11 protein-coding genes are annotated in these 13,711 nt (G+C 32.9%); 9 read left to right on the top strand and 2 right to left on the bottom strand.

The features are described from left to right. The 6 genes from ABMA45_RS04105 to ABMA45_RS04080 form a co-directional block, all read left to right on the top strand. A partial coding sequence (locus ABMA45_RS04105) for a 6-phosphofructokinase (protein WP_348029916.1) occupies window positions 1-1,115 on the top strand: 1,115 nt, incomplete at its 5' end. A 322-nt stretch (window positions 1,116-1,437) separates the two neighbouring features. Continuing rightward, window positions 1,438-2,895, top strand: coding sequence for a glycoside hydrolase family 16 protein (locus tag ABMA45_RS04100; protein ID WP_022088612.1), 1,458 nt, complete (start codon window positions 1,438-1,440; stop codon window positions 2,893-2,895). Between the two features lie 82 nt (window positions 2,896-2,977). Beyond that, window positions 2,978-4,408: a family 16 glycosylhydrolase gene (locus tag ABMA45_RS04095; protein WP_022088611.1), complete on the top strand. Its 1,431-nt coding sequence runs from the start codon at window positions 2,978-2,980 to the stop codon at window positions 4,406-4,408. 133 nt (window positions 4,409-4,541) lie between these two features. Continuing rightward, window positions 4,542-5,411 (top strand): class II fructose-1,6-bisphosphate aldolase, encoded by an 870-nt coding sequence (gene fba, locus ABMA45_RS04090; protein WP_022088610.1) that lies wholly within the window; start codon window positions 4,542-4,544, stop codon window positions 5,409-5,411. Window positions 5,412-5,535: 124 nt separating this feature from the next. Beyond that, complete coding sequence (locus tag ABMA45_RS04085) at window positions 5,536-6,489, top strand: class B sortase (RefSeq protein WP_022088609.1); 954 nt, start codon at window positions 5,536-5,538, stop codon at window positions 6,487-6,489. Window positions 6,490-6,761: 272 nt separating this feature from the next. Beyond that, a complete protein-coding gene (locus ABMA45_RS04080; RefSeq protein WP_022088608.1) occupies window positions 6,762-8,852 on the top strand; it encodes a glutamine synthetase III family protein in 2,091 nt (696 codons plus the stop codon). A 127-nt stretch (window positions 8,853-8,979) separates the two neighbouring features. Here ABMA45_RS04080 and ABMA45_RS04075 read toward each other — a convergent pair whose 3' ends face one another. Further along, window positions 8,980-10,350, bottom strand: coding sequence for a sodium-dependent transporter (locus ABMA45_RS04075; RefSeq protein WP_022088607.1), 1,371 nt, complete (start codon window positions 10,348-10,350; stop codon window positions 8,980-8,982). 345 nt (window positions 10,351-10,695) lie between these two features. Here ABMA45_RS04075 and mgtE point away from each other — a divergent pair, with 345 nt between their 5' ends. The 3 genes from mgtE to ABMA45_RS04060 all read left to right on the top strand — a co-directional run bounded on the left by mgtE (window position 10,696) and on the right by ABMA45_RS04060 (window position 13,314). Continuing rightward, window positions 10,696-12,081, top strand: coding sequence for a magnesium transporter (gene mgtE / locus ABMA45_RS04070; RefSeq protein WP_022088606.1), 1,386 nt, complete (start codon window positions 10,696-10,698; stop codon window positions 12,079-12,081). Between the two features lie 287 nt (window positions 12,082-12,368). Continuing rightward, window positions 12,369-12,893 carry a peptidylprolyl isomerase gene (locus ABMA45_RS04065; protein WP_022088605.1) on the top strand — a complete coding sequence of 175 codons (525 nt, stop codon included), beginning with the start codon at window positions 12,369-12,371 and terminating at the stop codon, window positions 12,891-12,893. Window positions 12,894-13,092: 199 nt separating this feature from the next. Next, on the top strand, window positions 13,093-13,314 hold the full coding sequence (locus ABMA45_RS04060; protein ID WP_022088604.1) for a DUF1858 domain-containing protein: 222 nt from the start codon (window positions 13,093-13,095) through the stop codon (window positions 13,312-13,314). Between the two features lie 157 nt (window positions 13,315-13,471). Here ABMA45_RS04060 and ABMA45_RS04055 read toward each other — a convergent pair. Further along, window positions 13,472-13,711, bottom strand: a 240-nt coding sequence (locus tag ABMA45_RS04055) for a DUF6465 family protein (protein WP_348029915.1), incomplete at its 5' end; no start/stop codon positions are given.

Here is a 13,711-nt window from a genome sequence, read left to right as displayed (position 1 = left end):
AGGGGCTTTTAAATTCAAGACTTATGGATTTGACACATAAAGTTGAGACAACGCCTATGTTTATAGAATTATTAAAAAAATCACCTTCAATGTATTTAGGGTCATGTCGTTATCAGTTGCCTGATTATAAAGAGGATGATACACCATATGCGTACATCTTTAAAAAATTTGCCGAATATGAAATAGATGCATTTTTCTATATTGGTGGAAATGATTCTATGGATACAGTTGATAAATTAAGCAAATATGCATTAGCAATAGGAAGTGATATTAAGATAATTGGAATTCCTAAGACAATCGATAATGACTTATGCGTAACAGACCATACTCCGGGATATGGTTCAGCAGCTAAATATATTGCATCAACATTACTTGAAATAGGTCATGATACAAGCATATATCCAATTAATAGTGTTACTATTGTGGAAATTATGGGAAGAGATGCAGGGTGGCTTACAGGAGCAGCTGCATTGGCAAGAAACACATATAATGATGCACCGCATCTTATTTATTTGCCGGAAGTAGCTTTTAATAAAGATGAATTTATTGAAGATGTAAAGGCTGCTATGGATAAATATAATAACGTTGTAGTTGCTGTTTCAGAAGGAATAAAAGATGCAGATGGAAATTATATAAGTGCGACAAATGCTGTTGAAGATACATTTGGACACAGTCAGTTAAGTGGAACAGGGAAATGTCTTGAATATATTATAAAAGAAAATATTCAGGTTAAAGTTCGTTCAGTTGAAATAAATATTTTACAAAGAAGTGCAGCTCATATGTCATCAATTACAGATATAGGTGAAGCATTTAGATTAGGAAGACATGCAGTTAAATGTGCAATTGAAGGAAAGACAGGAATAATGGTTACGTCTATTAGAAAAAATAATGAGCCTTATTCAATAGATATGGGTGAGACACCTGTTGAAAATGTAGCAGGACTTGTAAAACATGTACCAAGAGAATGGATAAATGAACGTGGAAATAATGTTACACAGGAATTTATTGATTATGCATATCCTTTAATTTTAGGGGAGCCGGTTGTTAAATATCAGAGAGGCATACCTGATTACCTTGACATATCACATTTATTCCCTAATAAATTTGACAATTAAAGTTAAAAAAATATAATAAAAAAATTTTATAAAATGAGAAAATGGGTAAGTTTAAAATAAAAAAACTTATTCATTTTTTTGATAAAAATTCAAAATATAACGTGTATAAAATGTTTGATAAAATAAGGCAAAATAATTAAAAAGAAGGAAAAAGTAAAAACGTTTTTAGAAAAACTAAAAAAAGAGTACTTTTAATTTAAAGTGAATACTTTTTATGACAAATTTTATGTGGTATATTTAAATTGGTATAATGGCTGTTTATGAATTGATGAAATTTACAGATAGCATACAATATAAAATTAGGAAAAGGAGAAAATAAAGAATGAAAGGGTTTAAAGAAAAATTATTAACTGGAACATTAGCATTTACAATGGTATTAACTAGTGCAGCAGTTCAGTTTAATACAACAGAGGTTAAAGCAGACACTGCAGGAAGTGATTACAAACTCGTATGGAGTGATGAATTTAATGGGACAGCTCTTAATACAGACAACTGGACATATGATTTAGGAAATGGAGGATCAAATGCAGGTTGGGGAAATAATGAAAAAGAGTATTACACAAACAGAACAGATAATGTCTATGTATCTGATGGAACATTAAAGATTACAGCATTAGAACAGAAATTTAATAGATATAATTATACATCAGGAAGAATCAAGACAGCAGGAAAACAGACTTTTAAATATGGACGTATGGAAGCAAGAATAAAACTTCCATCATTAAAAGGTGTGTGGCCGGCATTCTGGATGCTTGGAGTTGATCAGAAAGGATGGCCATGGTGTGGGGAAATTGATATTTTAGAAGCATGGAATACAGATAATTTCGCACAGGGAGCTTTTCATTGGAATACAGGTGGAGAAAGTAATGCATATAGTCCAAATTATATTGCAAGACAGCTTAATGCAAGGTATACAGCATATAATTGGTACGATAAAACACAGTGGCATATTTATGCAGTTGAATGGAATGATAAGAAAATAAATTATTTTGTAGATGATACATTATATTTTTCAGTTGATGTTACAAGTGCAGATAAAAAGGATGAAGCATCTAAGTATTATTATTTCCTTTTAAATGTGGCAGTAGGTGGAAATCTTCCGGGAACAACTCCTACATATAACACTTTACCTGCGACAATGGAGGTGGATTATGTAAGAGCTTATCAGAAAACAAGCGATCAGGGTGGAAATACAGCTACATGGACTGAACAAGGCGAGGTGCCTATACATACAGTTACATTTAAAGATGAAAATAAAGTAATGAGTACATTTACATGTTATGATGGTGAAACTCTTGAAATCCCAAGTGTATATGCCGGAGAAAATGGTTTTGAAGGCTGGTATACAAGTGATAATCAGAAAGCAATTAACACTATGAGAGTTAGAGGCAGTATTGAGTTGACTGCAAAATGGTCAGTACCACATAAGGTTGAACAGGATATTACAGATAATAATAGAGATAATAATAGAGATAATAATAGAGATAATAATATAACTACTATGCCTTCAGTAAAAAAAGCTGTTATAAAGTCAGCCGTAAAGAAGAAAGGCAAAGCTGTCATCAAAATTAAAAAGATAGCTAAAGTTTCGGGTTATCAGTTGAATGTGGCACGGAATGTTAAATTTAAAAAAGTGAAAACTATAAACACAAAGAAAACAACTGTAATTGTCAAAAAAATAAAGTCAAATAAGAAATATTATGTTAGAGTCAGAGCTTATAAAGTAGTGAATGGTACTAAAGTATATGGAAAATGGAGTAAAGTAAGAAAAGTAAAATAATCTTTTGATATGTTCTATAATAAAAAATATGCTAAGAGCAAAATAAAAACATAGAAGTACAATTTAAAAGTAGGAGAACATTATGAGAAAATTAATGAACAAAGTAATAGGTACAACTCTAGCAATAGCGATGGTTGTTACATGCATGCCGGTGGCAAATGTAAAAAATGTTCATGCAGCAGAAAAAAAGAATACAGCATATAAGCTTGTATGGAGTGATGAATTTAATGGAACATCACTTAATATGAATAACTGGAATTATAATATTGGAAATAGTGGAACAGACGGAAAAAATCCAGGCTGGGGAAACAATGAATTAGAATATTATACAGATAGTGAAAAGAATGTAAGTGTTTCAGACGGAACATTGAAAATAACAGCAATTGAAGAAAAAACAGTTGATCCAAAAAATTCTAAAGTTACATATTCTTATACATCAGGTAGAATAACAACAGCTGGAAAACAGGATTTTCAGTATGGCAGAATGGAAGCAAGAATAAAACTTCCATCATTAAAAGGTGTATGGCCGGCATTTTGGATGCTTGGAGTTAATCAGAAAGGATGGCCATGGTGTGGAGAAATTGATATTTTGGAAGCGTGGAATACAATTAGCTTTGCACAGGGAGCCTTTCATTGGAATGCAGGAGTTGGAGATGACAGTCCATATGATAACAAATATGTTTCCGGTCAGTTGAATGCTTCATATTCAAGATATAACTGGTATGACAAAACGCAGTGGCACATTTATGCAGTTGAATGGGACAATGAATATATACATTATTTTGTAGATGATGTTGAATTTTATAAAGTAAATATTTCAACAGCAGATAAAAAAGACGAAGGAATGAAATCATATTACTTCTTATTGAATATGGCAGTTGGAGGAAATCTTCCGGGAGTAGCACCTGATGCAGGAACACTTCCGGCAACAATGGAAGTAGATTATGTCAGAGCATATCAGAGAACAAGTGATAATGGAACCAATTCGGCAAAATGGACAGAACAGAATCAGGTTCCTACATATCAGATAACCATGAAAGATGGAAAGAAGACTGTGTCAAATGTTAATGCATATGACGGAGAAACACTTGATTTGCCTGTTTTAACAAAAAAAAGATATACATTTAACGGCTGGTACACAAGTGACGGAAAAGAAATAACAGAAAAGTACAGAGTAAGGCAGAATACAACTATAGTAGCTAAATGGACAAAGGTAACTGTAAAACAGCCTAAATTAACAAAATTAGTTAATAAAAAGAAAGGCACTATTTATGCTAAATATAGTATAAAAGGAAAAAAAGCAGATAGTCCAAAGGGTTACCAGATAAAATATGGAACAAACAAAAAGTTGAAAAAAGGAAAAGTTACTTCAACAACTTCAAAAAATATTACTATTCCATTTTTGAAATCAGGTAAGACATATTATGTTAAGGTAAGAGGCTATAAATTGGATTCAAAAAACAAAAAAGTATTTGGAAAATGGAGTAAAATAAAATCAATTACCGTAAAATAAGAAAAAACACAGGGTAAAATTAGTAAAACTAATGGTTTTAAATAAGAAATATGTTTGCAATACTCTGAAAATGGGGTATAATAAACACGGTTAGAAAAAATCTCTATAAATATAAAACATACGGAGGTACAATATGTTAGTTTCAGCAAAAGAAATGTTAGAAAAAGCAAAAGCAGGTCATTATGCTGTAGGACAGTTCAACATCAACAATCTTGAATGGACAAAGTCAATTCTTTTAACAGCAGAAGAATTAAAGAGCCCTGTTATTTTAGGTGTATCTGAAGGTGCAGGAAAGTACATGACAGGATTTAAGACAGTAGCTGCTATGGTTAAGGCTATGGATGAAGAATTAGGAATTACAGTTCCTGTAGCTCTTCACTTAGATCACGGAACATACGAAGGATGTTATAAATGTATTAAGGCAGGATTTACATCTATTATGTTCGATGGTTCACATTATCCAATTGAAGAGAACATTGCTAAGACAAAAGAATTAGTAGCAGTAGCTCATAATATGGATATGTCAATTGAAGCAGAAGTTGGTTCAATTGGCGGTGAAGAAGATGGAGTTATCGGAAGAGGCGAATGTGCTGACCCTGATGAATGTAAGGCAGTAGCTGATCTTGGTGTAGATATGCTTGCAGCAGGTATCGGTAACATTCATGGAAAATATCCTGAAAACTGGGAAGGACTTAGTTTTGAAACTCTTGATGCAATTCAGCAGAAGACAGGAATTATGCCATTAGTTCTTCATGGTGGTACAGGTATCCCAGCAGATATGATTAAGAAAGCAATTGATCTTGGTGTATCTAAGATTAACGTTAATACAGAATGTCAGTTATCATTTGCTGATGCAACAAGAAAGTATATCGAAGCAGGAAAGGACTTAGAAGGAAAAGGATTTGATCCTCGTAAGTTACTTGCTCCAGGTGCAGAAGCTATTAGAGCAACAGTAAAAGAAAAAATGGAATTATTCGGTTCAGTTGGAAAGGCTTTTGAATAGGCATATAACATACCGGGCATCCTGAAATATATTTTTAGGAAGCACATAATATTAGTAACAATGGGCTCCTGCTTGAAGCGGGAGCCTTTAATAGTATTTAGGATTTAAAAGAGTATTTTATTGTATGAATAGAAAAGAATTTGTAGATAATAAAATAGAAAATAATATCAAAATAAGAGATAATAAAATAGATGATGAATTAAGGATAGGATTTGATTCTGAAAAGAAAGAAAATACTGAAAAGAAAGAAAATACTGAAAATAAGAAAAACAAAATATCAGGAATTGCATATAACATAGTGAGGGTAATAGCATTTACCGTTGCCGGTATAGCATTTGGATATGCATCATATGAATTGATGGATTCATATTTGGATTATACAGCAGCTCAGGAAAAATATAGTGCAGTTGATGAAATGTTTAATCAGATACAGAGTACAGAACAGACGGCAGATACGTCAGATACAGCTCAGACAGCTAGTAGTGCAGAATACCAGGGAACAATAACCAAATGGGTATGGGACTATGATGCAATGTTAAAATATAATGATGAGTCAAAAGGATATATTAAACTTGATGGCACAAGAATTCAGTACCCTATAGTTCAGCATAGTGATAACGATTATTACTTGGTAAAAGGTTCAGATAAAGTGGCAAATGGTGGTGGAGCTATTTTTATGGATTCACGTTGTGGAGGACTTGATGCCAGAATGAGTGTTGTGTATGGACACAACATGATGGATGGTTCAATGTTTCACGACTTAATGAAATTTTCAAAAGAAGATTTTTGCAAGAAAAATCAGACATTTGATGTTTATGTGGGACATCGTCATTATATTTATCACGTATTTTCGTCATTTAGAACTAAGGCAGATAATGAAGATATATATAAGTTTGGCTTTAAAGATGATGATGAGTTTGCTAAATGGATTAAGAAGACTTATGACAAGAGTAATTTCAAGTATGACAGTAAAATGCCAGGTGTATCAGACAAGATTTTGATATGTTCTACTTGTGTGGATAACAATGGTAACAGAATGGTTGTATGTATGTACAGAGGGGAAGAAGTAGTGGATTAGTGTAAACTAACTTAATTTTATTAAGTAATACTTAAAAAAATAAGGGATTTTAGGGAATGGTATTGATTTTTATTAAGAAATAGTGTAACTTATATATCGACGAGGGAAACCTCACCGCTAAATGAGATTAAGAACAAGGGCGTTCTTCAAAGAATTATTTGGAGAAAAGCCTTTTTTTATTACAAGGCTAAAGACATATAGAGTGGACAGAGTAAATGCCTTTTTAAATTAGCGGAATGAAAAATAGTTAAGTATAGAAAGGAACAGACACTATGGGAGTTAATGTATCAGAAGTATTTGGACAGAATGTATTCGATGAATCAGTAATGAAGAATCGTTTACCTGAAGCAACTTACAATGAAATTAAGAAAATTATGCACGAAGGTGGAGATATCACAATGGATATCGCAAACATCGTTGCACAGGCTATGAAGGAATGGGCTGTTGAAAAAGGTGCTACACATTATACACATGTATTCCAGCCATATATCATTTCAGTAGGAGCTGAAAAACATGATTCCTTCGCATCATTACCAACAGATGGTAAGATCGATAATACATTTACAGGAAAAGATTTATTAATGGGAGAACCTGATGCATCATCATTCCCATCAGGTGGATTGAGACAGACATGTGGAGCAAGAGGTTATACAGCATGGGATGTTACATCACCTGCTTACATAAAAGATGATACACTTTGCATCCCAACAGCATTTTGCTCATACACAGGTGAATCACTTGATACAAAGACACCTTTACTTAAAGCAATGCATGCAGTAAGTAAATATGGTATAAGACTTTTAAGATTATTAGGAAATACAACATCAAGAAGAGTTCTTTCATATGTTGGTCCTGAACAGGAATATTTCTTAATTCCTGAAGATTTATATGAACAGAGACCTGACCTTAAATTCTCAGGACGTACACTTTTCGGTGCTATGCCTCCAAAAGGACAGGAAATGTCAGATCAGTATTTTGGTGATATTAGAGAAAAAGTTAAGAAATTTATGTCAGACGTTGATGAACAGTTATGGAAATTAGGAATCACAGCAAAGACACAGCATAATGAAGTTGCTCCTTGTCAGCATGAAATTGCACCTATTTTCTCAGTTTCAAATGTAGCATTAGATAATAACTACTTAGTAATGAACGTATTAAAGAAGACAGCTAAGAAGTATGGATTAGTTTGTTTATTACATGAAAAACCATTTGATGGAATTAATGGCTCAGGTAAACACAACAACTGGTCGCTTACAACAGATGACGGAATTAACTTATTCAAACCAGGTAAAGAACCTGAAAATAATAAAGTATTCCAGTTAGTACTTGCATGCCTTATGTCAGCAGTTGACAAACATGCAGTATTGCTTAGAACAGCCGCTTCTAACACAGGTAACGATCACAGATTAGGAGCAAATGAAGCACCACCTGCAATCATTTCTATTTATTTAGGAGATCAGGTTGGAGATGTAGTAGATCAGATTATTAAGACTGGAAAAGCTACTTCAAGCCTTCATTCAGGTGTAATTGATTTTGGTATTAACAAACTTCCTGTATTAGAAAAGGATCCTACAGATAGAAACAGAACATCACCATTTGCATTTACAGGTAACAGATTCGAATTCAGAATGGTTGCTTCATCAAACTCAATTGGTGATACAAATACAGTACTTAGTGCAATGATGGCAGAAGCATTTGCAGATGCAATTGATGCTCTTACAGGTGCTGAAGATTTAGATAAAGCTGTAGAAGAATATACACTAAAACTTATGAGAGAACATGAAAGAATTATCTTCAATGGAAACGGTTATTCAGCAGAATGGCCTGTAGAAGCTGAAAAGAGAGGACTTCCAAACTGCAAGTCTATCGTAGATGCAATTCCTTCATTAGTAGCTGATTCAACAGTTAAGATGTATGAAAGATTCAATATTATGTCTAAGGCAGAACTTGAAGCTCGTAAGGAAATCATGTTTGAACAGTATGCAGGAGTAAGAAATATCGAGGCTTTAACTATGATTGATATGGCAAGCAAGATGTTTATTCCATCAGTTGTATACTATACAAAAGAACTTGCTGATACAGCAATTGCAGTAAAAGAGGCAGGAGCAGATGCTTCAACTCAGATAGAATTATTAAATGCTGTAACAGCTAAGTTAAATGAAGCTAAAGCAGGATTAGAAGACTTAAAGAAGGCAACAGCTAAGGCTCAGAGCATTGATGACAATCAGGAAAAGGCAGAAAGCTACAAGTCAGAAGTAATGGCAGCAATGGCAGAACTTAGAAAACCTGTAGATGAACTTGAAATGATTGTAGACAAAGAAGTATGGCCGGTACCTTCATATGGAGATATTTTATTCTACTAAAATCAAAAACTAAATATGATAAATAGCGAAAGTGCACCGAAAGAATGAAAACTTCCGGTGCACTTTTGATTTGAGTGGCAAGCAGCGCGAGCGTAAATTTCAATAAATATATCAGGGCCTTTCAGCCTTATTTGAAGAAAACAGAAATTAATCCGTTTACAATAATTATTAAAGTTATCAAAGGTAAAATCCATTTACAATAAATACGTATTTTATTTGGAACCTTAAGTCCTGAGCCTAAATTAACCTCAGCAATGTAATTATCCCATCCCCATCCATATTTGCTTGTACAGAATAAAGTGTAAATCAGGGAACCAATTGGAAGAATTAAATTACTAATCATAAAATCTTCTAAATCTAAAACACTAGTTCCATCACCTAAAGGATGAAAACCTGATAGAAGGTTAAATCCTAAAATACAAGGAAGAGATGCTAATATAATAACAATAGTATTTACAATAGCTGTTTTCTTTCTGGACCATCCCCATAAATCCATGCATGAGGACATAATGTTTTCAAATACTGCAATTACAGTTGAAAAAGCGGCAAATGCCATAAATATAAAGAAGCAGCTTCCCCATATTCTTCCGCCGGGCATTTGAATAAATATATTAGGTAAAGTAACAAAAATAAGACTAGGTCCCTGATCTGGGTTAACTCCAAATGCAAAGCATGATGGAAAAATAATAAGTCCTGATACAATTGCTACAAAAGTGTCTAAAGCGACAATGTTTATTGATTCACCTAATAGGCTGCGGTCCTTGCCCAAATAACTTCCAAAAATTGCCATAGAACCCATTCCTATACTAAGTGTAAAGAATGCCTGATTCATAGCAGCAACAATTACATTTACCAATCCGATTTCTTTTATTCTATTAAAATCAGGAACAAGATAAAAATATAATCCTTTATCAGATCCATCAAGGAAAATACTGTTAATGGCTAAAACTACCATAATTATTAAAAGTGCAATCATCATTGTTTTTGATATTTTTTCAACACCATTTTGTAAGCCTAAAGAGCATACAAGGAAACCAAGGATAATAACAATTACAGTCCAGAAAATCATTTCTGATGGAACATTAAGCATATCAGAAAAATGAGCCTGCACATCTGCTGTAGTAGCGTTTGTAAAATCACCTTTTGCCATGTCGAAAAAGTATCGTAACATCCATCCGGCAACAGTAGTGTAAAACATCATTAAAATATAATTTCCAGCCATTCCAACATATCCATGAAGATGCCAATATTGCCCTTTCTTTTCCAATGCCTTAAATGAACGTGAAATGCTTTGCTGACTTGCACGCCCGACAGAAAATTCCATAGTAAGAATAGGTAAGCCTAAAATTACTAAAAACAAAATGTAAAATAGTACGAAACATCCGCCTCCATTATTACCTACAACGTAAGGAAAGCGCCACACATTGCCAATTCCAATGGCGCATCCAGCAGAAATAAGGATGAAGCCAAGTCTCGATTTAAATTTTTCTCTTTCCATTAAATACCTCGATTCTATAGTGGTTCTTGCATCATATTAAAGAAATTAAAAGAATTTGTCAATTTAACGTGTTAGTGCATTAAAATTATATAAAAATATTTAGTAAATTTTGAAGAAAATTATTGTAAAATAGGGGAGTGTAAAGCCTTTCTTAGTTGAAATGAACAAACAATTGTTGTAGAATTAAGTGGCGTGTAAATACTAAAAATGAATAAAAAAGAAAAGTACTAAATTTTGATATTCATAATCTTATATTAATAAGAAATACAGATAGCAAAATTAAATTTTCCATACTTAATTTCAGTATTAAATTTAATAATATATAGAATAGAAAGGAGGAGCATCATGTTAGACGAGTTAGATGAATTAGTGAAAAAAGTAATTGAACTAATTGAAGATAAGAAATATGTACTAGTAAAAAAAGAGTTTGCTGACATGAATGAGGCGGATATAGCTGAAGTATTAGAAGAACTTCAGGAAGAACTGCCAACACAGGAATTTATAAGGGTATTCCGATTGCTCCCCAAAGATATAGCGGCAGATGTATTTGCTCATCTTCCTGTAGAAATTGAGCAGTATATAATTAATTCCCTTACAGATAAAGAAACAACAAACATTATTGAAAACATGTTTGCTGATGATGCTGCCGATTTGATGGAAGAAATGCCGGCGAGTGTTGTAAGAAGAATTTTGGCATTGGCTTCGGATGAAACACGAAATGATATAAATCATTTGTTAAAATATCCGGAAGATTCTGCCGGTAGTATTATGACAGTCGAATTTGCTGACTTGAAGGAAAACATTACTGTAAAGCAGGCGTTAGAAAGAATTAGAAAAATAGGAATTGATAAGGAGACAATCAATACCTGTTACGTACTTGATTTGCAAAGGCATTTGGTAGGATCGGTAACACTTAGAACTTTGCTTCTTGGCAATCCTGATGCTATTGTAAGCGATATAATGGATGAAAATGTGATTACTGTAAGTACGTTAGATGATCAGGAAACTGTAGCCAGACAATTCCAAAAATATGACTTTATGGCAATGCCTGTAGTAGATAGTGAAAACAGACTCGTTGGTATTATTACAGTCGATGATATTTTGGAAATTATTGAAGAAGAGGCAACAGAAGATATGGAAAAGATGGCAGCTATTTTACCATCTGACAAGTCATATTTTAGAACGGGAATATTTGAAACATTTAAATCAAGAATTCCATGGCTTCTTATATTAATGATATCAGCTACAATTACAGGTACAATAATAGACAGTTTTGAAGCAAAACTTGCAGGAATTACAGGATTAGTTGCTTTTATACCTATGTTAATGGATACCGGTGGAAACTCAGGTGGACAGGCATCAGTTACAATTATTCGTGCGATTTCACTTAATGAAGTGGAATTTAAAGACATTTTCAGGGTAATATGGAAAGAAATAAGAGTTGCAGTTTTGTGTGGCTTAACATTAGCGGTAGTTAATTTTATAAGAGTTTTAATTATGAATGCTTTAGGAACAGGAATTACTCACGAAGCTATAATGGTAAATATTACTGTGTGTATTACACTGTGTATTACGGTAATGTGTGCTAAGTTAGTTGGATGTATGCTTCCAATATTAGCAAATCAGTTGGGATTTGATCCGGCAGTAATGGCTAGTCCGTTTATTACAACAATCGTGGATGCTATTTCACTTGTATTATTCTTAAAGATTGCAACATTTATGTTAATGTGATAAAGTTTTGTATTGAAAAACCAAAGAGAGATACAAATACTTGTATCTCTCTCGGGTAAATTTATTCTAATAAAAAAAGGGAGGAGAATCGACTCCTTAGCCGATTCACGAATATGCCTGATGCATATTCAAAATTATGAAAAAATATGAAAAAACGAGTAACAAAATCAGTAACAACTGTTTTTGTTTACAATATATATACTAAAGTTAAATCGTGAAAAAATGATGTTTTCAATGTGAAAGTATATTTAATTTAGTATGAACAAAATATGAACGGAGGAAAAGCAATGGCAGAAAAGAATCCAATAGTAACAATCGAGATGGAGAACGGAGATATAATGAAAGCTGAATTATATCCTGAAGTTGCGCCTAATACAGTAAATAATTTTATCAGCCTTGTAAAAAAAGGCTTCTATGATGGAATAATTTTTCATAGAGTAATTGAAGGATTTATGATTCAGGGTGGAGATCCTGAAGGAACAGGAATGGGTGGCCCGGGATACAGTATTCAGGGTGAATTCAATTATAATGGTTTTGCAAATGACCTTAAGCATACACCGGGAGTGTTATCTATGGCTAGAGCAATGGATCCGGATAGTGCAGGATCACAGTTCTTTATTATGCATGAAGCCGCACCACATTTGGATGGACAGTATGCTGCATTTGGAAAAATCATCGAAGGAATGGATGTTGTTGATGCAATAGCAACAACAAAGACAGGTGCGATGGACAGACCTGTTAATGAACAGAAGATGAAAAAGGTCACAGTTGAGACATTTGGTGTTGAATACGACGAACCTGAAACATACTAATATTAATTTAGTGAATTATAAAAATGTAATGGTTATATACTAAAAATAGAATTGAATTTAGTTAAATATCATTTAATATATCAATTATATATGGAAAGTATTGAATTATAAAAGAGTTAATATTACAATTGGTTTGTCAGAAAGACCTTGGAGAGGGTCTTTAAAAACTACTACTGTATAGATAGAAGGAGAACTTATCATGGCACAGATTACAAAGAATATGATTATCGGCGATATTTTAAAAATTAATATGGGAGTAGTTCCTATTTTATTAAATGAAGGAATGCATTGTATAGGATGTCCTGCATCTCAGGGAGAATCATTAGAAGAAGCTTGCATGGTACATGGCATTGATGCTGATGCGCTTACAGTAAAGTTAAATGAATTTCTTGCAAATGTAGAAAATGAAGAAAATAAATAATATTGTATTAAAAATCTAATGAAGACAGCAATGTTATATATTTCTTATGAAACAATATATTAAAATTAAGATTGTTTTAAATTAACAAATAAAAAGCAATTGCACCAATGTATTAAACGTGGTGCAATTGCTTTTTATAATATATGTAATTGTTTAATTATAATGTAATAAAACCTGTAGCTTTGTCGATAACATAGTAAGCACGATTATCTTCAGGTTTGATATAAAGTTCAACAGATGTAACTGTTTTCTTTCCTGTTTTGGCTGTGTAATCAGCTTTAGCAGCTTCCTTTAATGCTTCAACATCAAATTCTTTTCCATAGAACTGAACTAATACTTTTTCAACTTTTTTAGCGGCAGCTTTTTTAGTTGTAGTCTTTTTAGCAGCTTCCTTCTT

The sequence above is a fragment of the Eubacterium sp. CAG:156 genome, from assembly GCF_000434315.1.
Lineage (GTDB): Bacteria > Bacillota > Clostridia > Lachnospirales > Lachnospiraceae > Eubacterium_U > Eubacterium_U album.
This window is presented reverse-complemented; position numbering and strand designations above follow the sequence as displayed.

Bases quoted from the DNA above. Each gene is read 5' to 3' on its own strand.
- ABMA45_RS04100 (WP_022088612.1), top strand. From the start codon at position 1,438: ATGAAAGGGTTTAAAGAAAAATTATTAACTGGAACATTAGCATTTACA.
- ABMA45_RS04095 (WP_022088611.1), top strand. From the start codon at position 2,978: ATGAGAAAATTAATGAACAAAGTAATAGGTACAACTCTAGCAATAGCG.
- fba (WP_022088610.1), top strand. From the start codon at position 4,542: ATGTTAGTTTCAGCAAAAGAAATGTTAGAAAAAGCAAAAGCAGGTCAT.
- ABMA45_RS04085 (WP_022088609.1), top strand. From the start codon at position 5,536: ATGAATAGAAAAGAATTTGTAGATAATAAAATAGAAAATAATATCAAA.
- ABMA45_RS04080 (WP_022088608.1), top strand. From the start codon at position 6,762: ATGGGAGTTAATGTATCAGAAGTATTTGGACAGAATGTATTCGATGAA.
- ABMA45_RS04075 (WP_022088607.1), bottom strand. From the start codon at position 10,350: ATGGAAAGAGAAAAATTTAAATCGAGACTTGGCTTCATCCTTATTTCT.
- mgtE (WP_022088606.1), top strand. From the start codon at position 10,696: ATGTTAGACGAGTTAGATGAATTAGTGAAAAAAGTAATTGAACTAATT.
- ABMA45_RS04065 (WP_022088605.1), top strand. From the start codon at position 12,369: ATGGCAGAAAAGAATCCAATAGTAACAATCGAGATGGAGAACGGAGAT.
- ABMA45_RS04060 (WP_022088604.1), top strand. From the start codon at position 13,093: ATGGCACAGATTACAAAGAATATGATTATCGGCGATATTTTAAAAATT.